This window comes from Agarivorans sp. TSD2052, from assembly GCF_023238625.1.
Lineage (GTDB): Bacteria > Pseudomonadota > Gammaproteobacteria > Enterobacterales > Celerinatantimonadaceae > Agarivorans.
Genome location: NZ_CP096670.1, coordinates 1,503,830 through 1,525,473, shown reverse-complemented (window position 1 = coordinate 1,525,473; position 21,644 = coordinate 1,503,830). Strand labels below are relative to the sequence as shown.

Here is a 21,644-nt window from a genome sequence, read left to right as displayed (position 1 = left end):
CTAAGCGTTTAGCTAAATTGCTCTTCTTCGGTAGAGCCAGTTAACGCGGTGACTGAAGACTGACCACCTTGAATCACGTTAGTTACTTGGTCAAAATATCCGGTACCTACTTCTTGTTGGTGCGCGACAAAGGTATAACCACGGTCAGCGGCCTGGAACTCTTTCTCTTGAACCATGTTCACATAGTGCTTCATGCCTTCACCTTGAGCGTAATTATGCGCGAGGTCGAACATGTTGTACCACATGTTATGGATACCGGCTAAAGTGATGAACTGGTACTTGTAGCCCATGTCACTCAGTTCTTGTTGGAACTTAGCAATTGTTTCGTCATCAAGGTTTTTACGCCAGTTGAAAGAAGGAGAACAGTTATAGGCTAATAGCTGGTCTGGGTATTTAGCATGGATGGCTTCAGCAAACTTACGGGCTTCTTCTAAGCACGGAGTAGCCGTTTCACACCAAATCAAATCAGCATACTCGGCATACGCAAGACCGCGACTAATCGCTTGGTCTATACCGGCATTTACTTTGTAAAAGCCTTCAGCGGTGCGTTCGCCTTGAACAAACTCTGCATCATAGGGATCAACATCAGAGGTGAGTAAGTCTGCGGCATTGGCATCAGTACGTGCAATCACCAAGGTGGGAACTCCAGCAACGTCAGCTGCAAAGCGAGCCGCCACTAGTTTTTGTACTGCTTCTTGGGTGGGAACCAATACTTTACCGCCCATATGGCCACATTTTTTCACTGACGCGAGCTGATCTTCAAAGTGGACACCTGCCGCGCCCGCCTTGATCATATTTTTCATTAATTCGAACGCATTTAATACGCCACCAAAGCCAGCTTCCGCATCGGCCACAATAGGTAAGAAGTAATCTAAGCCACCATTTGCAGGTGATAATCCATTTGCCCATTGAATTTGGTCAGCTCGTTGGAAAGAATTATTAATACGCTCGACGACTTTTGGCACAGAGTCTACCGGATACAAAGACTGATCGGGATACATGCTTGATGCTGAGTTGTTATCCGCCGCTACCTGCCAACCAGACAAGTAAATAGCTTCAATACCTGCTTTAGCTTGCTGCACAGCTTGGCCGCCAGTAAGAGCGCCTAGGCAATTTACGTAACCTTTTTTGGCTTGACCATTGACTAAAGACCATAGTTTTTCAGCACCGTGACGGGCAATGGTATTTTCTGGAATGACTGAACCGCGCAATTTAACCACTTCTTCAGCGCTATAAGGACGCTTAACTCCTTTCCAGCGAGGGTTTTCGGCCCAGTCTTTTTCTAATGCTTGAATTTGCTGTTCTCTTGTTAATGTCATGTTCAATCCCTCTTAGACTTCTATTCCTAAGTACAGCAAGCTGTACTGCATATTCACGTAGGTTATTTAAGGCCGCTTATGATTGCGGATTGCCTTATGGCTATGGGTCAATTGACCGATAAAATATGGCTGAGTACTTTTAGTTATTGTTGTTTTATCTAAAAATACTAAGCCAAAGTTTGGGGAGCTCTATTCAGCCTTATTATTGCTATTGGCTGAGGCCTTTACCCCCGTTTCTAGCGTTAATGATGTGAACGCTTTTTTTTACTGCGTTTATCACATCAAATTGGTCGACTACATACTCATTCCAGCTCGGCCCTGACTAGGGCCCTGTTTATTGGCTTATACAGGCCAAAAACTGTAATCATCTTGTATCTGCCAGAAAACTTACATAAAAAACAAAGTAATTCCAACACTGTTAAAACTAAAGTATTACAGGCTCATATTTTAAAACACTTGTTTCAAAACCACTTCAAGAGCCTGTTTTTTATACCACCCAATAAACAAAACGCAAAGCTTTTTTTAAAGTATTAACTCTAATTAGCCAACAAGGCATTAACATACCGTTTACCACTAAGGTCTCAAATGGTTATAAAATTACGGAAATTAATTACAAATCAAGGGGTGATAAAGAAAACACTGCAACGACCTTTACGTTTACGTAAAGGTAATGGGTATATTGCATTTACAAATAAGAACAATTGAATAGCTAATTATTCAAATAAAGCATGTGCTTACACGTCATTTTAAACGGTCGTTTAAAATATTAGTAGGTAGGATATTTATCAGAATAAATTTACAAAGAAGCTGAAGGCCCCACAGATCGTTATAATACAAAAGTTTTTGTGTTCACTGCTCAGACCAGAAAATTGAAAATAAAATAAAATAAATTTTACTTAAAGTAAAAAAGCTGACATTAAGTCAGCTTTTTTCAGGCTAGTTTTAAGACTAAAGCAGTTTTTCTACTTCATCACCGGCTAAATGCCGTACGTCTTTACCTCGTACAAAATAAATAATGTACTCTGCAATGTTTTGACAACGGTCCCCTACTCGCTCTATGGCACGAGCAGCACTTAAGGCGTCAAGCACCTGAGGGATTGAACGAGGATCTTCCATCATGTAAGTCATTAGCTCACGAATCAATCGCTCATACTCTTTATCCACCTTCTTATCTTCTTGGTGAACCCTCCACGCCATATCAACATCCATACGGGCAAAGCCATCGAGTACATCGTGCAGCATCTTAGCGGTATGCTGGCCTAAATGCTCCAAGCTGGTTAACGACGCTTTAAAGGGTTTATCCATATTGCGCTCAACCATTCGAGCAATACTTTCAGCAGCATCGCCAATTCGCTCTAGGTCGGCAATGGTTTTAATGATTGCCATAATCACCCGTAGGTCACTCGCTGCCGGTTGGCGTTTAGCAATGATACGGGTACATTCTTCATCAATAGCCACTTCGTAAGAATTGACTTTGCTATCGGTAGAAATAACCTTATTGACTAACTCGGCATCGGGACGGTTTAACAAACTCAAGGCGTCATTGAGTTGCTGTTCAACTAAGCCCCCCATTGCCATAATTTGATTGCGCACATGATCGAGTTCAGCATTAAACTGACCAGATATGTGTTTGTTCATGTTCAACTTATCCATAATTATTCCTCAGCTACGGACTTTATTAACCGTAACGGCCAGTAATGTAATCTTCAGTTTGTTTCTTCGCGGGTGTTGTAAACAAGGTATTAGTATCAGCATACTCCACCATATCGCCCATATACATAAAGGCGGTTTGATCTGATACACGCGCCGCTTGTTGCATGTTGTGGGTAACTATCACTACCGTATAACGACTCTTCAAGTCGTTGATTAATTCTTCGATAGTTAGAGTCGAAATGGGATCAAGTGCAGATGTTGGCTCATCCAATAACAGCACTTCGGGTTCAATGGCAATAGCACGAGCAATGACCAAACGTTGCTGCTGTCCACCAGATAAACCAAATGCATTTTCATGCAAGCGGTCTTTTACTTCTTCCCACAATGCAGCGCCGCGCAGCGAACGTTCTACTGCTTCATCTAATACCCGGCGATCTTTCACACCTTGCAGGCGCAATCCATACACCACATTTTCGTAGATAGACTTAGGAAAGGGATTAGGACGTTGAAATACCATCCCCACATTACGGCGCAAAGCCGCTACATCGACACTCTTATCGTAGATATTTTGCCCATGCAGCAAGATTTCGCCACTGATTTTACAAATATCGACTAAGTCGTTCATGCGGTTGATACAACGTAACAAGGTTGACTTACCGCAGCCTGAAGGGCCAATAAACGCGGTAACTTGCCCCTTAGGAATCTTCATCGATACGTCAAATAAGGCCTGCTTATTCCCGTAATGTAGATTCAAGTTTTTTACTTCTAAGGCTGTTTGTTCTGCACTTAAGTTAGCCAAGTCTATTTTTGTATCTCGACTGTTTTCTGTATTCAAAGAAATCATTATTTTTCCTACAAATTTGCCGTTAGCTTATTGGTCTAACGTTTTAAACTTTTCACGTAAACGGTTACGGATCTGAATCGCAGCTAGGTTTAAACCTATGATAACCGTGACTAACAAGAAGGCTGTCGCATAAACCAGTGGTCGAGCGGCCTCTACATTTGGACTTTGGAAACCCACATCATAGATATGAAAACCTAAGTGCATAAATTTACGCTCTAGGTGAACAAACGGGAAGTTTCCATCTAATGGTAAGGTGGGCGCTAACTTCACCACCCCTACTAGCATCAAAGGTGCTACTTCACCGGCCGCCCGCGCTACCGCCAAGATTAAACCGGTCATAATGGCTGGGCTGGCCATGGGAATAACAATTCGCCATAGGGTTTCAGCCTTGGTTGCACCTAAGGCTAATGAGCCTTGGCGCACTGCACTAGGGATCCGTGATAAACCCTCTTCCGTGGAAACAATCACCACAGGCAAAGTCAAAATGGCTAAGGTTAACGCCGACCACATCACACCTGGCGAGCCAAAAGTAGGTGTTGGTAATGACTCGGTGTAGAACAATGAATCGATACTCCCACCCAGCATATACACGAAGAAACCTAAGCCAAATACGCCATACACAATCGAAGGAACACCCGCTAAGTTAATCACTGCGATTCGAATCAAACGGGTAAAGCTGTTATTGCCAGCGTATTCGTGCAAATAGATAGCGGCTACAACACCCAGCGGGGTCACAATCACCGCCATTAGCATAACCATGAATACCGTACCAAAAATGGCAGGAAATACCCCACCCTCAGTATTCGCTTCACGAGGCTCATCGACAATAAACTTGCCCGCTTGGTGAACCCAATGGCCAGCTTTTTGGAACCAGTTCATCTCATTAGGGAAGAACACGTCCAACACGTTATCCATAGGAATCGTGACTAACTCTCCGCGCATATCACGAATAATTAACTGGTCACGTCGTGCATCATCGCGATAAGCAAACAATTGCTTCTCTAACACTAAGTAGTCTTGATGCAATTGCTCGGCATCGGCTTCGATACTGGCTAATAGCGTGTCGTTAAGCTCACCATTCATTTCAAGCTTACGTTGCTTTAAACGCAGGCGCTCAAGCTTGTAGTTGATGCTACCAATATCATGACGCTGCAAAGAATCCGCTTGTTTAATGATGCCATTAGAACGTTCTAGCAATTCAAATAGCTGAGCATGCTCGCTATCAGCGGCGGCATCTATGGTGTCACTACCCTTTACAATACCTTCTACATAACCATAAAAGTTACCGTTGGTTCTACGTTCAACCACGGCCACATTGGAGGGAACACGTTTAGACAAGATTTCATTTTCGGTTAACCAGCGAAAATCCAAATTTACGTATTCACGGTTACCGGTCTTAATCAGTATCCTTTCAACAAAATCACCTTTTAGGCCTTCAGTATTAGCACCAGACGCATGTAAACGCTCAATTGGCACCAATTCGGTTTCATAAAGCTCACCAATGACCGTTTCATTTTTACCATACTGATTAACTTCCATTTCAAGCACTGGGCTTGGCCAGAAATAAACTAAACCGCGGGCAGCGATTAATAGCAGCAAACCTATTACTGCTACCAAGCTAATGCTTACTGCACCGGCTGTCATCCAAATCCACGGGTTACCTGATTTAAACCACTTATTCATCGGTTATTTCCCATATCCCTATTTACAGCGAGCTGTATTTTTCGCGAAGACGCTGACGAACAAATTCAGCAATCGTGTTAAATATGAAGGTAAACACAAACAATACGAACGCGGCTAAAAACAGCACTCGATAGTGTGAGCTTCCAACTTCTGACTCTGGCATTTCTACCGCAATGTTTGCCGCTAAAGTACGCATCCCTTGGAAAATACTCCAATCCATCACTGGCGTGTTACCCGTCGCCATTAATACGATCATAGTTTCACCAACCGCACGGCCTAAGCCCATCATCACGGCAGAGAAGATACCAGGGCTTGCGGTCAGAATGACCACCTTAGTTAAGGTTTGCCATGGCGTAGCGCCTAGCGCCAAGGAACCATTACTCAAGTGCTTAGGCACAGAGAAAATAGCATCTTCAGCAATCGAGAAAATCGTAGGGATAACCGCGAACCCCATTGCTAAGCCCACTACCATAGAATTACGCTGGTCGAAGTTAATGCCTAACTCATTGGTTAGGTAAAGACGCGCGTCTCCATCAAACATCCAAGCTTCTAGCATTGGGCTAAGCTGAATACAGCCCCAGCCAATAAATATTACTACCGGAATTAGCACCAACACATCACAGCCTTCGGGCATCATCTGTCGCAGTTTCTTAGGTAATTTTGACCACGCAAACGCAGTGGCTAAAAATCCAATAGGCAACAACAGCATGATGGCTATAACACCGGGTAGATTGTCTTCAATCAGTGGCGCTAGCCACAAACCAGCCAAAAAGCCCAAAATTACCGTAGGTAAGGCTTCCATAATTTCGACGGTAGGCTTGACCACTTTGCGTAATGAAGGGGACATAAAGTAGGCAGTGTAAATCGCGCCTGCGAGCGCAATAGGTGCGGCAAATAACATCGCATAAAGCGCCGCTTTTATCGTACCAAACGATATTGGTACCAAGCTAAGCTTAGGTTCAAAGTCATCACTGGCTGACGTCGACTGCCAAACATACTGGGGTTCTGGGTAGCCTTCGTACCAAATTTTACTCCATAAGGCACGCCAGGTTACCTCTGGGTGCTCATTATCAACGTGATAAAACTCTAACCCGGCAGCCGTTTCACTCAAAAGCCCACTAGCGCGCGGTGAAAAGGCCAAACTTAAACTGTTACCACTATTGGTATCTTCGCGAACTAAGCGACCGCCGCCAGTGGTATGAAATATCGAAATAGCGCCATCTTCGGTGCCAACAGCAAACCCTTTACGGAAGTACTCAACACCTATATCGAGAATGTTAGCGCCCGCATCAAACTCCCGAATTTGGGTCAGTTTTCGCGCGCCATTTTTCGCTACATCAAACCATTGAGACACTTTACCGTTGTCGTTAGCAACAATTAACGAGCTCGCGCCAGTTAACAACGCCACGTTAGTGACATTGGCATTACTACTATTAATAAAGTCTACCGAGGTGAGTTTTACATCATCAATATCTGAAATGTTGTAGTTGGCTAACTGATTACCACTTCGAATATATAAGCGGCGTAAATCAGGCGTCACCAGCATTTGATCTACGGTTTTTGACAAGCTAGGAATCGTAGCACGCGACGCCACCCATTCTAAAGACTCGCTGAACATGTCTTCTTCAGCTTCCAATCGAACCAGTAAGCCACGCCCATCATCAGTAATGGCAGCAAAAACCGCAGACTCTTCTTCACGCTCAAAAGCCAATTTAGTAATCGCATGCCCTTGATCGTCAATGCTTAAAGGGGCATCTCCCATTGGGTAGGCTAAACTTGGCGTTATTAGGCGCTTATCATTGGGGTAGCTCACACTGAACTTAGGAGCCACCACATAGGCTTCACCTTGTTCTGTCGCATAAGCCACTAAACCCTGATTAGGTACTGTACGGTCAGCGGCGGTAATGTTGGCCTCTAGCTGATAGTCGTCAAACTCGCGCTGTCCATCGGTTAAATTGAAAAAACGTAAACGCCCATCAGCATTGAAGCGATAAGCAATTTCATTTTGTTCTTCCACGCCGATAGCAATGGTACTACTGTTGTCATGCAGTGGAATAGTCTTCAATTTTTCTAGGCTGGCCCCATAAAAAATAGGCGCAACAACATATAATAAGTAGAAGAAGATTAAGATTAGCGCCAAAAGCACCACTATTCCGCCAGCACTTACGCCCCAGCGGGTTAGTCGATCCTTAATTTGCCGCTGGGCACTGCTATTAAATGACACTGACTGCGTCATATATCCCTCACAATTTAATAGGTCTGGCGAAAGTATATGGCAGTTTTATGACACTATTGTTACAGAGTGAAATACTAAAAAAAAAGTCACTTATAACAGCCGAAAATGCGGCGATAACACTATCTTTAGCAACTCAATATGACAATAATATGTATCTAATATTAAAGATAAAAAAATCAGCTAAGCTTAGAATATTAAGGGGTTATAACGCACAGAGTGGCTTCCCTAAAGCATAAAAGCTATGCATACTTTAGATTCTGGGTAGACACAACAATACTCTGAATTTATCCGACTAGTCTTACCATTCAAGGAGTATTTTATGAAACAATTGGTTATCAGCGTTTTAGGCAAAGACCGTCCCGGTATTGTTGACCAGTTATCCTCGTTAGTCGTAAAGCATCATGGAAGTTGGTTAGCCAGTAGTCTTACAGAATTAGCAGGGCAATTTGCTGGTATCTTGCACATAGAAGTCGCCGAAGAAAACGTTGCAGCCTTAAGTGAAGAATTACTCAATCAGCCACAGCTACTCATTAATATAGCCGAAGGCAGCGACAGCGATAACACCGCCGATGAACAGGTGATGATTACGGTTACCGCCAACGACCGCGTAGGAATTGTTCAAGAAGTCACTCAGGTGCTAAATTCATTAGGCATTAGCTTAAGCGAAATTAATACGCATGTGGGCAGCGCGCCCAATTGGGGAGGACTTATTTTTACCGCTCAGTTATTGGTTCCCTGTGCTAGCGATGACCAACGCAACCTGATTCAAGATTCTTTAGAATCCTTAGCTGACGATTTAATGGTCGACTTCTCAGACGAATAATACGTACAAGTGGCAATGGAAAAGTTTTAGATAAGATAGGTGTAAAATGAGCGACAGTCTTTATATTGAGAAAGAGCTAAGTTGGCTATCGTTTAACCAACGGGTTTTGCAAGAAGCACAAGATCATTCAGTGCCAATCATAGAACGAGTCAGGTTTCTCGGTATTTTTTCCAATAACCAAGATGAGTTTTATAAAGTTAGGGTGGCAGCTCTCAAGCGCCGAATTATCTTAAATGAGCTTAAACAAACCGATGACGGCTCTATTAAGTTACTCAATGATGTACAAGCGAAACTCGCCCAACTACAGCAAGATTTTGATGACACCTATCGGGAAATCATCCTGACTTTGGCTCGCCGTAATATCTTCTTAATCAACGAAGACCAATTGAGTAGCAACCATCAAAACTGGGTGAGAAAATATTTCAAAGACAAAGTATTACGCCATATCACCCCGATTGTTATTACCAAACGTACTGATTTGGTTCGCTTCTTGAAAGATGAATACACTTATCTAGCGGTAGAAGTAAAAAAAGGTGAAAAAGAAGACCACCTATTAATAGAAATACCTACCGATGACTTACCGCGATTTGTCGTGCTACCACCAGATGGCTCTAAGACCCGAAAAACCATGATAATTCTCGATAATATCATTCGTTTTTGCTTAGACGATTTACTCAGAGGATTTTATAAATACGATTCCTTAGCTGCCTACTCAATTAAAATGACCCGCGATGCAGAATACGATCTGACTGATGAAGTTGACCAAAGTTTGTTGGAAAAGATGTCTGAAGGCATTAAACAACGCTTAACCGCCGAACCGGTTCGCTTTGTTTACGATCGGGAAATGCCAAATAGCATGATCAAGCGGCTTAGCAAAATGCTACACATTTCTAAGTTAGATCACAGTGTTAGCGGCAGCCGTTACCATAATTTTAAAGACTTCATTGGTTTCCCTAATGTGGGAAGGAAATATCTAGAAAACGCCAAGTTATCGGCCTTAAACTGTAACGATTTTGACCAGTTTGATACCGTATTTGACGCCATTAGCCAGCGGGATATTCTGCTTTATTACCCCTACCATAAATTCCGTTATATCTCTGAATTTGTCCGCCAAGCCTCTTTCGATCCAAAAGTTAGCAGTATTAAGATAAATATTTACCGGGTAGCGAAGAAATCACATCTAATGAATTCGTTAATCGATGCGGCGAATAATGGTAAGCGCGTAACCGTGGTGATTGAATTGCGCGCCCGTTTTGATGAAGGCGCGAATATTGGATGGGCACAGGTACTTACTGATGCAGGTGTTAAAGTGGTATTTGGCGTTCCGTCTTTAAAGGTACACTCCAAACTGCTGTTGATTACTCGAAAGGAAAACAACCAACGGGTGTTCTATAGCCACATTGGTACTGGTAACTTCCATGAAAAAACAGCAAAAATATATACCGACTTTGCTCTGTTTACCAAAAGCCAAGAAATAGGCCAAGAAGTTGAAAATGTCTTTCGTTTCATTCATCAACCTTATCGCCGTTTTAAGTTCCAACACTTAATTGTTTCCCCCAACGAAACGCGTAGACGCCTATTTAGCCTTATTGACTATGAAATAAACCAAGCCAATGCCGGTAATCGAGCAGCAATTACCATTAAGGTTAACAATCTGGTTGATAAAGGCATCATTACTCGACTTTACGCAGCCAGTAAAGCTGGGGTAAAAATACGTATGATCATTCGGGGGATGTGTTCTTTGGTACCAGGGCTAGAAGGTATTAGTGACAACATAAAAATCATTAGTATTGTAGACCGTTTTTTAGAACACCCACGGGTTTTTCACTTCCACCATGCCGGCGAAGAGCAAGTGTATATCGCTTCTTTCGATTGGATGACTCGAAATATTGAAGAGCGAGTAGAGGTGGGGGTTCCGATCTACAACGAGGAACTCAAGCGCCGAGTGATCGACTTACTTGATTTACAGTTTGCCGATACCACTAAAGCTAGGATCATTGATGCCCAGCAGCAAAACAAATACGTACCAAGAGGAAACCGCCGTAAAATCCGCTCACAAATTTGGACTCATGACTACCTAAAGGCGATTGAATCTCGACCACTAAAACCGGTAGAACCCACTAAGGCCATCCAGCCCAATAAAGGCGATTAAACTAAAAAGACTTACTCATATTTATACCAGTAACTTGATAATCCAGTTGCTGGTATAAATGTTGCGCCTTAGTATTGTGCGAAAATACGTGCAACGAGATTTTATCCCCGCCCAGTTGTAAGACACATTTTTCAGCCTCTAGCAGCGCCGCCTTAGCATAGCCGCATCTTTGAAAAAGAGCATAAATTTCAAGATCGTAAACAAACGCACCAGCCCTTGGTTTATGCCTATCAAACATTAACCAGAGGTGCCCTACTGTTTGTTTATGATGCACAATCTGCAATAAATAATGATTTGGCGTCGCTATACCTTGTGGCAATAGTTTTTGATGAGCACCTTTAGAATCTTCCAAAGACTCTTCATCTGAGCAGCGCCCAGCTTGAACATTGTCCTTCGCATAGCTGACAATTGCAGCAGCCAAATAGGTAGAGAACTGCTGTTCGGTCATCGCAATCAGTTGTATCACTGAAATCAAGCTCCTTCCATTAAGTCTATAATTTTAGCTAGGTCTTAACTCGTGCTTAAGTTGCTGTAGGTAGTTCAGCATAAACTGGGTGCGTAACTGAGCTTCGCAACGAGCTGACGGGGTACAAACCGATTCACTGATGTGCAGTAGCTTGCTATAAAAATGATCGAGGGTATATTCTCGATCGTCGGGACATCTTTGCAGGCAAAAGGGATCGTGTTGGTTATATAGTGGTCGGTTTAAGCTGGTGCCTACCTGTAAACAACGACTAAGTCCTATCGCACCTAAAGCATCAAGCCGGTCAGCATCTTGGACGACTTCCGCCTCTATACTATTAGGTTTTACATCCGCGCTATAACTATGAGCCACAATCGCATGGTGAATGGCTGCAAAGTAGGCCTGCGGATAGCGTATACGGCTTAGAAATTCGAGCGCTTTATCGGCAGCCATTTGCGAAGCTAAATGACGTTGAGGGTGGTTTTTAGCCAAAGATACACAATCGTGTAACCAAGCCGCTGGCACTACGACCTCTAGTTGAGCGTGTTCTTGCTTCGCCAGGTGCTTGGCTAAAGCGACCACTCGGCGAACATGATCGATGTTATGGGCACTATCACTATGCTCAAGATCGCAAACGAACAGCGCGCATTGTTGCTCTAAGTCAGCTAACACCACATCCCCTTATACATTTTTTATTGGCGCCACGCTAACCATAATATCACCCACTGTCAAAGCGCTTTAAAAGGAGATGAAAACAGCGTCGCTTATTACAGCGGCTTTAGCGTTATCTTGCTTAGGTGAAGAAACGACGACTTAGTTAAGGCGTTTGGTATACAACTATCATCCTGGCAGTCGACATCATTTTGACTAATTACGTATTTAGCCTGTTTATTTTGGTGATTGTTGAGTAAAGTACAATATATCGTTAAAAAGCGTGAACTCGCGCATTAAAAAGTATAATCACACAGCCCTACCAATTTATTCAATATATTGCATTGTTTTTTCTGCCATTCCCTTTTCGTTATTTAGTTATCACCTACCTTTCATTGTTTATCATGACGCCGCCGCGCCTTTTGATCTTTTGAATTGACCTAAAAAAGACAAAAAAACAATACTAAATGGCAACAAAAAATTCACATTATAACCGCGTTTTCGAACGCTCTTTTGACGAGTTGTATAGTCGCAATACATAAGCCATGTATGACTAGTTCGTTGGTACTTTTAACGAAATTAGGACACTTTAATGAAGACACAACTTTTAGCCTTGTCACTCGCTTTAGGCGGATTACTCACCATTACCCCAAGCACCAGTTATGCTGCAAGCATCACCAAAACGATTTGTGATCCAGCTGGAGACTCTGATAATGGTTACGGCTCAGGCACTTATCGTGGACATTTTTACTCGTGGTTTGAGCTAAGCCAAAATAATATAAAAACCTGTGATGTCAAGATTGGTTTTTATAACGATGCTGGTCGCCATTATCGAGCCGAATGGAACATGGCCAAATCATGGGGCGAAGATGCCATTGGCGGCTTAGGTTGGAGCAAAGGGGCTAGATACCGAAAAATTGGTTATAACGTGGGTGAATTAACCAGTAATTCCAGCATTCAAAAAGCATTGATAGCCCTTTATGGTTGGTCTTGTAGTGGCAGTACCTCTCAAGAGTATTATGTGGTCGATACTTGGAAAGGCCCAGGCCAGTTTGTCCCTTGGGATGAAACAGCAGGCGCTCCTGCTAGCTCTAAAGGAACAGTAAATGCTAATGGTGCCACCTACGATGTGTATCTGGTTGACCGTGATGGCGCACAATTTTGTGGCAGTGGAGACAGTCGTAAATTTAAACAATATTGGAGTGTTCGCCGCTCACCTACCAAGACAGGTGACAACCATAATTTGAACTTTGGCCCTCACGTCAATCGGTGGGACAACTCAGATTTGGGCTTTAAGCGTGATGGCTTAGCAAACGGATATCAAATTTTGGCCATTGAAATATTCGGCGATGCTAACACTAATCACAAAGGTGCGGTCGATGTATCGCTGTGGTTAAGATAATGAATAAATAAAGCAACCAAAGAGATTGAATTAGCCCGCTCAATTTAATCTCTTTCTAGCAACACGTATTCAATTAGTATTTAGAATAACGTACTATTTTTCAGTGAATAAACCATAGAGGTTGAGTAATGAAACCTGTCATCGCGCTGCTGTCAGTCGCTACTTTATGTTTTGCTGGCGGATATCAATATGCACTTTTTAGGCATTCAGGGCCGTCGAATTATTCACAACACCAACAAGACGCTAGCGTATCAAGCTTTGTTGAAAGCCGTGCAACAAGTGCAAACATACCAGATGGTAGCTATACGCAAGATAGCGCTTTTAAGGCCCCAAGTGACTGGCAAGCTGAACCTGACCTGAATCGAGCTAAGCCTAATACGCCGGATCAGCGTACTATCGACGAATTAGACAGTATTCTGTCGAGCATAGACAACATTAACGAGCAAGACGATAAAGGCCAGATTATTGCCAATCAGTTCGATTTACTTAAACAAATGTTAATAAGTAGACCTGAACAGTTAGCTTATACCGTCGCTCAGCTCGATGACTACTCTATTGATGACCCTAAATTCAAACTGCTCATGTCGGTAATACAAAACATGCCCAACAACACTGCCGATGAAGCTTTATTTTCACTAGCAAAACAATATGGAATGTATTCTGACCCAGAATCACAACAAAAATTTGTGACCTTATTGGCCAGTACAACTTCAACGATTGACTCTGAAGAGATCGTACAAGGTTTAGTTGATTTATCCGTGATGGAACACACCGATAGCAACACCCGATTAGAGGCACTCAGTTTACTTAAACCCTTCCAGATTGAGACTGCTGAGAAAAACTTGCTGGTCACTGAAATTGAAAGCCTTATATATAAAAGCAATGCTTCAGACGCTGAGTTGCTGTTACCACAATTGATGCGCTTTGCCATTGACGAACAGCGAACAGCTATGGCAACCGATATGCTGTCTTACGATAACTCTGAATCACTGCGAATGGCTGTATTAGAAAATATAAGCGCAGGCAGTATAAGTGTATCGGACAACGTAAAAATTACTCTCTTGGAAATGGCAAATAATGACTCTGACCCGCTAAATATGGCGGCGAAAAATACCCTAATTGATAGCGCAACACTCAGCCATCAAGAATATTCCCAACTAAGGTATCATTCCCCTCCCTAAGGGCATCAACGGTGTTTTCTTTATCCCATAAACTCGCTGTTCGCCTGCGCTAATATTGGCCTCATGGCAGTGGTTGTTAAGACAGTACAACATGCTCTTTACTATCGTTTTTGTTCGGTATTGGCTCATATACCCAGCAAATTAGGCGTAGCAATGATGGCGGGGTTTCATCGACCTCATAGAATCTCAATTAACGTAAATACCCTTCAGTAGCGCCAGCAAACAATCCAAAAAGGATAAATTCCTGGTTTACAAAAAGACTAAATTCATTCATTATTTAATGATAAACGATAAATAAATGTCATTTTTAGTAATATTGGTCGGCAAGGAAGAACAACAATATGCAATCAATTCAGGCCATAAGCGCAGTAGGAAAACACATGCGGCGCGTATTATGGGGCTTGGTATTTTTCGTGCTGTTATGCTTAGTGGGATTTCCCAGCGAGTTGGGCATTGATATTGAACCGATGAAAAAAAGTCCGTGGGTGTTTAGTTTTTATACCGTCACGGACATGGTAACGGGCCCCCCCGTTGACGAATTGAAAAATCTGCCGCCTCATTTCAGGCCTAAAACGCTGAAGCCTCCTCATCTGCCCTTATCCATTTCTCATCGGATTATTACCGTTGCCATTTTTTTTGCCACTAGTGTGCTAATTGCCTCACTAATATGGCAAATAGACCGCTTATTTAAAGCCTATAGTGCTGGCAAGGTATTTACGGTAGAAACCGCCAAATATTTTCGCTCAATTGGGTGGTTTTTAGTCGCTTTGTTTCCAGTAAACAGTATTTCAAATTATTTCATTGAACAAATAGTACTGCCGCTTAAGCGACCCTTTCATAAAGGTCCACCTGATAATTTATATGACGTAATGCCTCCCGATATGGAGTGGACGGCCATTCAATACATCAGCTTAGATTTCCCATTATTGCTAGCAGGTTTATTTATGGTTGTTGTTGCATACGTCATGCAACTTGGTGTGCAAATACAGGCCGATGTAGACGCCACTATTTAATAGGAGTTGCCCATGGCGATCGTGATTAATTTGGATGTGATGCTAGCGAAACGCAAGATGCGCTTAAACCACTTATCTGAAGCAGTGGGAATTTCGATTCAAAATTTGTCGGTATTGAAAACAGGTAGAGCAAAGGCGATTCGCTTTTCGACACTCAACGCAATTTGTCAGGTGTTAGACTGCCAACCCGGTGATTTATTAGAATACCAACCAGATCAGGATGCCCCCGAAACTGACGGGCTTAACATAAAATAAAATGCCAGTTCATCAGGACGTTAGCATGATAAATAGACTTAAACAAAACCTACGGGTGATTGCCCCTATACTGGCACTAGCTTTCTATTTAGGTGGCGCACAAGCTGAATCTTTCAGTGAGTTGGAAGATCCTTTTGTGGTGATAGATTATGACGCCTCAATTACCCGGCTACCCAGTGAATATCAACAACAAGCAAGAGAGTGGCGCAAGCAATTACTTGGCTTAGAGAGTCAGTTAAGCCAAGAAACAGCTAATCAGCATTTACGCCTTGAAGTAAGTTTTAATGCTTTATACCAACAACTTGAACAGCTGTTTTATGAGGCGAAAATAGACGTTGTCAAAGTTAATATATTAGAAGAACTGCCCGCAGAGCAACAATTGAGCGTATTAAAGCTGTGGCGTGATATTCAAAGCAAAGAAATAGCATTACTTGCGGAATCCTATAACCAAAACACAGAACAGCAACTCGCCGAACAATATGCTCGATTAGATGAGATATTAAGCTCGCTAAATTAGCAACACCTAATAAAGGGTGCGCTAAGCGCCCCCTTGTCTTTAGATTACAGTTGGCGAGTAACTTTAATCAATAATGCTGATTCGGGATCCATAATTGGCAGCTGTAAACCCAACTTCATCAAGCTATCACCGCTAAAGTCAGTCGCTTGATTTATCCAACTTGGTCGTTGCTTCATAATGTGTTTAAAGTCGGGTTTATCTAATACCTCTACCCAATACCGTGCTTTAGGATCTAGGTTTAGTAATTTTAGTGCCCCCGGTAAACTGTAGCTTGGCATCGTTAACTGCACCGCCCAATATACCCCTTCTCCCGTTCGCTGATCTTGCACACCATAGGCTTGCCAACTGGCATCACATTGCGGTAACTGCTGCCAAGTACCACTGTGTAACAACGGGCGTAGGGTTTTATGCAAGGCGATATAGTGAGCAAATTGTTGCCGTTCTTGCTCTTCTACAGCGACTGGATCCAACTCCACCCCCATATGCCCCAACAAAGCGGTAAGGCCTCTAAAGCCAATGCTATGTTGCCGATAGGTAGTATGGCTATGCGCTGGACCAATGTGCGACCCCATCACTTCAGGCGGGAAGAAATACAACATGGCTGGCTGCATTATCTGCCGCTCTAAAGCATCATTGCTGTCAGATAACCAAAAACGCTGACTGCGTTTGAGCACCTCATAATCGATACGCCCTCCGCCTGACGAACAACTTTCAATTTCCAAATCAGGGTGGCGCTGAGCTAACTCATCAAGCAACGCATAAAACGCCTTAGTTTGACCATGCACCGCGGCTTCACCTAAGTGACTGGGTTGCACTAATTCTCGGTTCATATCCCACTTGATATAAGAAATAGTATACTGGCTAAGTAGGCTATCTAGTCGCGCTAATAAATAATCAAATACTTGGGGATGCTGTAAATCCAATACATATTGATAGCGTCCTGTTTTTTGCTGGTAACCCGCTTGACCAAGGATCCAATCAGGATGTTGACGGAACAAATCGGAATCAGGATTAACCATTTCAGGCTCAAACCACAGACCAAACTCCATGCCAAGCGCAAGAACGTGGTCAATCACCTCCTCCAAGCCGTTCGGATATTTTTGCGTATCAAGATACCAATCCCCTAAGCCGGCCTTATCGTGATCTCGCCCAGGAAACCAACCATCATCAATAATAAAGCGCTCAACCCCCATATCTGCAGCTAAGCTGGCCATTTTTTTGATATAAACAGGGTCATGGTCGAAGTAGATCCCTTCCCAGGTATTTAGATGAACTGGCCGAGCTTTAGTTTTGGGAAACCGTAGGATATGTTGACGGACAAAACGGTGAAAGTTTGCGCTCATTTGATTAAGGCCATTGGCCGAATAACTGGCATACAAAATCGGTGTTTGATAAGTCTCGCCTTGCTCTAAACCGACTTCGCCACTTAATAATAACTCTTCAGCTTGTAACCAGCGCCTGCCATCGGTTTTCACGCCGCTTTGTAGCCGATGGTTGCCGCTCCACGCTAAATGAAACCCATATACCTCGCCTTGCTGATGATTAAAACCTTGGCTGCCAATCATTGCACCTGGGAAGTACTGATGAGAAGTACGACCACGACGATTTTCTTGAGCGATGATCCCACGCTCTAGAGGCTGACGATACTGCTGAAACTCTTTTGTCCAGCGACCGTGCAGTGATAATAATTCATTACATTGTTGAGAAAGAGGCAAGGTTAACGCTAAACGCTGCAAGTTATAACGTTTAGCCCCTAAGTTGCTCAACGTAGTTTGCAAGGTCAGTACATCACTTGCTTCATCTAGATTCACACTGAGTTGCAGCGCTAATTGTGCACGCGTGTCTTGCGCCTTGATGGTGAGATGACTATGCCCACTTAAGCTGCAGCTAGCAGTAAAGCTTGGGCACCAATCTTTACCTGCCCGGTTCCCCTCTAAGCCGGGGCTAGCAAACCAACCCTCGCTCGCTTCTGGACAAACTGTTAATGCGACATCTTCATCTAAACTCGCTTCGCCAACGGGCCGAGAAATAGCACTTAATAAGTTATCATCTAAAGGGTGGTTTAGCTTAGCCCCCCAATAAATTATTTCTGGTAAGCTACTGGTTTCTCTCATAACCACACTGCTGCTTTGTCCGTATAAATGATAAATGCTCATTGCTCTGACCCTTTAACAGCAAATTCTATTTGATAATGATAAAACTCAGCGTGTACTTGGTGTTTAGGGTGAACCGATGGACTCCAGGAATCATCGCCACCCACTCCTTGATGCGCGACATCAAGCTGCACATACACCGTTCCACTATCACTTAATTGATAGTTGTGCGTCGCTTCACTCAACTGTTGCTGGCTGTATCGTCGAGCAGCAAACTGCAAGCTTGGTTGACACTCTATTAGCACCATTACGCCCTTATCGTGGTTTAACTCCAGCTGGCGAACGGCCCCCCTTCCTCCGTTTTCACTAGGATAAATATAAGGTGTATGTAGATCATCAACGCTCGATTGATAACGTCCAACCATGGCTGACGCCAAGCGATCACGGTAGTTTTCATGTGGGCCCAAGCCAAACCAACTCACTTGACTAAATTGTTTATCTAAGCTGAGTTCTAAGCCTACCCGGGGTAACGGTGGCAAATAAGGCGCAGCATTAATAGTCACAGCCAGCTTTACTTTATCGGCACTGATAACAAAGCGATGTTGTACCGAAAAGGCCAAGCGCTGTTCAAAGCTATAATCACTGTTACACTCTACCAGCCAGCAACCATTGCTTAATTGGGAAAACTCAAAGCCTACATTGTTACGCTGCAGTTGGTCTAAACCGGCATTCTGCCAACAAGCTATCCAAGAGTTAGGGTCCATTTGGCTCGCTTCGCTGACCCCAATATCGTTATCTAGCGGTGCACGATAGAAATTATCGGTTAAAGCGGCGCTAAATAATTCGCTGCCAGCGGATACCCATGATAGCCACTGAGCGGAAACACCATCAAATACTACCGTTTGCTGCGCGCTAACAAAGCTAATTAGTGAGTCTTGCTGCTGACACTTGACCTTTGCTTTGCTTAACGCCCCTTGCCTGATTAAACCGCCCACCGGCAGCTTAAACTGCTGGTGAGCCACACAGTAACCAGCTTTCGCCCAGTGCTTATCTTCTCTAAGTTTTACTTCAATGCTTAGCCATAATTCTCCACTGAGTTGCTTGGATACCGCCAACAAGGCTTCAGCAGGAAGCTGCAGATATTGCTGCTGTTGAGGAGCCAGCCTTAGCTCCAACTCTCCTTGAGTAAACAATTCACCTTGCTGCTCAATCCGCCAGAATAGACTCACATCGCGGCTATCGGTAAACAAATACTCATTGCTAACGCTAAATCGTCCTAGTGCTAAATCATCGGCTTGTATTTGCCAATATTGCTGTAAGTATTTAATTTCAGCCAAACTTGGGTGTGCTGTTCGATCAGGAAAAACCAAGCCATTAATGCAAAACTGTCGATCATTGGGCTTGTCACCAAAGTCTCCACCATAAGCCCAGTAAGCTTCGCCAGACTCGGTGTATTTGGTAATACCTTGGTCAACCCAATCCCAAATAAAGCCCCCCTGCAAGCGAGGGTGTAAACGAAATGCTCTCCAGTACTCTTCAATACTGCCTAAACTATTGCCCATGGCGTGGGCGTATTCACACAAAATTAATGGTCGTTGCTCATGAGGGTCGCCGATATGGGCGGTAATAGCACGCTTGGGTATCCCTTCACCGCCAGTATCCCAATCGACTCGAGCATACATCGGACAAAGTATGTCAGTTGCAGGGGTATTAGCACCCCCACCTTCATACTGGATAGGTCGGCTGGGATCAGCTTGTTTCAACCACCCGTACATCGCATCGTGATTGCTGCCATAGCCAGATTCGTTCCCCAGAGACCAGACAATAATCGAAGAGTGATTTTTGTCCCTAGCCACCATTCTAGTAAGCCGCTGCATATAGGCATGCATCCATTGCGGATCGTCAGATAAACGACACATAGGGAACATGCCATGGGTTTCTAGGTTGCTTTCATCCACCAGCAATAGCCCGTATTCATCACACAGTTCATACCAGCGAGGATGATTAGGGTAATGGGCGGTGCGCACCGCATTAAAGTTATTCTGCTTAAGCAGTTTAATGTCTTGCACCATCCTTTGTTCGGTCATGACATGCCCTAATTCAGGGTCATGCTCATGGCGATTTACTCCGCGAATTAAGAGCGGCTTGCCGTTTAGTGTTAACAAGCCCTTATTCACTTCTACACAACGAAAGCCTAACGAGCTTTGTTCAACTTCTAGCAATTCTCCGCTCGCATTAAATAAGCCAATTACTGCTCGATATAAATGCGGTTGTTCATCACTCCACAGCTTAGGCTGAGCCACCGGCTTGCTCAAAACTATCCGATCTGCAAATCCCCCCTTCTCATCGATGAGCTTATTGTTAGTATGCCCCACCAGTGCGGAGCCAAACAGGGGGGTGTCACCGTCATAGACTTGTAGCTCGACATAATAGCTATCAAGCTCGTTCAGCGCCCCTCCCGCTAACAGCACTTCCACCTCAAGCCGTGCATCGCGATAACAGGCATCTAATTGGGTTTGAATTGAAAAATCTGCAATATGTATTTGAGGTTTTGCGTAAATAGTCACATCGCGAAAAATGCCACTTAGCCACCACATATCTTGGTCTTCTAAATAACTGCCATCGCTCCAGCGATACACCACCACAGACAGTTGATTTTCGCCCTGTATTAAGTACTCACTAATATCAAACTCGCTCGCTAAACGACTATCTTGGCCGTAACCGACCATCTGTCCATTTAGCAATACATGAAACGCCGAGTTCACACCATCAAATCGCAAGCGTACCTGCTTACCTTGCCAGTCACCTTGATAGTTAAAGCTAGTGCGGTACACCCCGGTAGGGTTATCGCTAGGCACTAAGGGTGGCGTTACTTCAAAGGGATAAATAACATTGGTATATATCGCTTTGTCATAACCATGTAGCTGCCAATTGCTCGGCACTATCAAGCTTTGCCATTGCCCCTTAGCACCGGCTAACAACTGGTCATTGAGTATTTCGGGCTTAGCCAGTAAACAAAACTGCCATTCGCCGTTAAGATTCAAACAATGAACGGGATCTTGCTTATCTAAAGCCTGCTTTAGGTTTGGCCAAGACCGCAATGGCACGTGAGACGCTAAACGATTGCGCTCTGTAACTGCAGGGTTTTCCCAATCTCGGTGGGCTAATAATGTGGCGCTTAAGGGCGTCATTCCTTTCTCCATTGTCCAAACCATATAGGCTAAATGTCGAGTGCATTTATCATTATGGAATGATTTTAGTTGGCCTGCCCACCTGATAATGAGAACCTAATCACGAAAGCGGGAAAACGTTTACACTTGAATTACTCAGCTAAACTCGAATTTACAAAACAAGCGACG

16 protein-coding genes are annotated in these 21,644 nt (G+C 43.6%); 7 read left to right on the top strand and 9 right to left on the bottom strand.

The features are described from left to right. Positions 1-8: 8 nt before the first annotated feature. The 5 genes from aceA to M0C34_RS06895 form a co-directional block, all read right to left on the bottom strand. Positions 9-1,319 carry an isocitrate lyase gene (gene aceA / locus M0C34_RS06915; protein WP_248714902.1) on the bottom strand — a complete coding sequence of 437 codons (1,311 nt, stop codon included), beginning with the start codon at positions 1,317-1,319 and terminating at the stop codon, positions 9-11. Between the two features lie 948 nt (positions 1,320-2,267). Then, positions 2,268-2,972 (bottom strand): phosphate signaling complex protein PhoU, encoded by a 705-nt coding sequence (phoU, locus tag M0C34_RS06910; RefSeq protein WP_248714901.1) that lies wholly within the window; start codon positions 2,970-2,972, stop codon positions 2,268-2,270. Between the two features lie 25 nt (positions 2,973-2,997). Continuing rightward, on the bottom strand, positions 2,998-3,816 hold the full coding sequence (pstB, locus tag M0C34_RS06905; protein ID WP_248714900.1) for a phosphate ABC transporter ATP-binding protein PstB: 819 nt from the start codon (positions 3,814-3,816) through the stop codon (positions 2,998-3,000). A gap of 27 nt (positions 3,817-3,843) precedes the next feature. Next, the gene (gene pstA / locus M0C34_RS06900; RefSeq protein ID WP_248714899.1) at positions 3,844-5,499 is read right to left on the bottom strand and encodes a phosphate ABC transporter permease PstA; all 1,656 of its coding nucleotides are present in this window, start codon (positions 5,497-5,499) and stop codon (positions 3,844-3,846) included. A 22-nt stretch (positions 5,500-5,521) separates the two neighbouring features. Next, on the bottom strand, positions 5,522-7,735 hold the full coding sequence (locus M0C34_RS06895; protein WP_248714898.1) for an ABC transporter permease subunit: 2,214 nt from the start codon (positions 7,733-7,735) through the stop codon (positions 5,522-5,524). A gap of 319 nt (positions 7,736-8,054) precedes the next feature. Between M0C34_RS06895 and M0C34_RS06890 the strand changes: the two genes are divergently transcribed. Both M0C34_RS06890 and ppk1 read left to right on the top strand, forming a co-directional pair. After that, positions 8,055-8,558 (top strand): glycine cleavage system transcriptional repressor, encoded by a 504-nt coding sequence (locus M0C34_RS06890; RefSeq protein ID WP_248714897.1) that lies wholly within the window; start codon positions 8,055-8,057, stop codon positions 8,556-8,558. A gap of 46 nt (positions 8,559-8,604) precedes the next feature. Continuing rightward, complete coding sequence (ppk1, locus tag M0C34_RS06885; protein WP_248714896.1) at positions 8,605-10,710, top strand: polyphosphate kinase 1; 2,106 nt, start codon at positions 8,605-8,607, stop codon at positions 10,708-10,710. Position 10,711: 1 nt separating this feature from the next. On the opposite strand, the gene M0C34_RS06880 is transcribed toward ppk1, so the two are convergent. Then, on the bottom strand, positions 10,712-11,176 hold the full coding sequence (locus M0C34_RS06880; RefSeq protein ID WP_248714895.1) for a GNAT family N-acetyltransferase: 465 nt from the start codon (positions 11,174-11,176) through the stop codon (positions 10,712-10,714). A 33-nt stretch (positions 11,177-11,209) separates the two neighbouring features. Continuing rightward, positions 11,210-11,845 carry an HD domain-containing protein gene (locus tag M0C34_RS06875; protein ID WP_248714894.1) on the bottom strand — a complete coding sequence of 212 codons (636 nt, stop codon included), beginning with the start codon at positions 11,843-11,845 and terminating at the stop codon, positions 11,210-11,212. 571 nt (positions 11,846-12,416) lie between these two features. On the opposite strand from M0C34_RS06875, the gene M0C34_RS06870 reads away from it, so the two are divergent. From M0C34_RS06870 to M0C34_RS06850, 5 genes are all read left to right on the top strand, one after another. After that, the gene (locus tag M0C34_RS06870) at positions 12,417-13,226 is read left to right on the top strand and encodes a glycoside hydrolase family 11 protein (protein ID WP_248714893.1); all 810 of its coding nucleotides are present in this window, start codon (positions 12,417-12,419) and stop codon (positions 13,224-13,226) included. Positions 13,227-13,354: 128 nt separating this feature from the next. Then, positions 13,355-14,407, top strand: coding sequence for a hypothetical protein (locus M0C34_RS06865; protein ID WP_248714892.1), 1,053 nt, complete (start codon positions 13,355-13,357; stop codon positions 14,405-14,407). A 380-nt stretch (positions 14,408-14,787) separates the two neighbouring features. Beyond that, positions 14,788-15,420 (top strand): DUF2975 domain-containing protein, encoded by a 633-nt coding sequence (locus M0C34_RS06860; RefSeq protein ID WP_248714891.1) that lies wholly within the window; start codon positions 14,788-14,790, stop codon positions 15,418-15,420. Between the two features lie 12 nt (positions 15,421-15,432). Further along, the gene (locus tag M0C34_RS06855) at positions 15,433-15,675 is read left to right on the top strand and encodes a helix-turn-helix domain-containing protein (protein ID WP_248714890.1); all 243 of its coding nucleotides are present in this window, start codon (positions 15,433-15,435) and stop codon (positions 15,673-15,675) included. A 25-nt stretch (positions 15,676-15,700) separates the two neighbouring features. Beyond that, positions 15,701-16,192: a hypothetical protein gene (locus M0C34_RS06850; RefSeq protein ID WP_248714889.1), complete on the top strand. Its 492-nt coding sequence runs from the start codon at positions 15,701-15,703 to the stop codon at positions 16,190-16,192. A 44-nt stretch (positions 16,193-16,236) separates the two neighbouring features. Here M0C34_RS06850 and M0C34_RS06845 read toward each other — a convergent pair whose 3' ends face one another. Next, positions 16,237-18,348: an alpha-galactosidase gene (locus M0C34_RS06845; RefSeq protein WP_248714888.1), complete on the bottom strand. Its 2,112-nt coding sequence runs from the start codon at positions 18,346-18,348 to the stop codon at positions 16,237-16,239. Next, on the bottom strand, positions 18,345-21,476 hold the full coding sequence (locus tag M0C34_RS06840) for a beta-galactosidase (RefSeq protein WP_248714887.1): 3,132 nt from the start codon (positions 21,474-21,476) through the stop codon (positions 18,345-18,347). Before M0C34_RS06840 ends, M0C34_RS06845 begins: the two co-directional genes overlap by 4 nt. Positions 21,477-21,644: the final 168 nt, after the last annotated feature.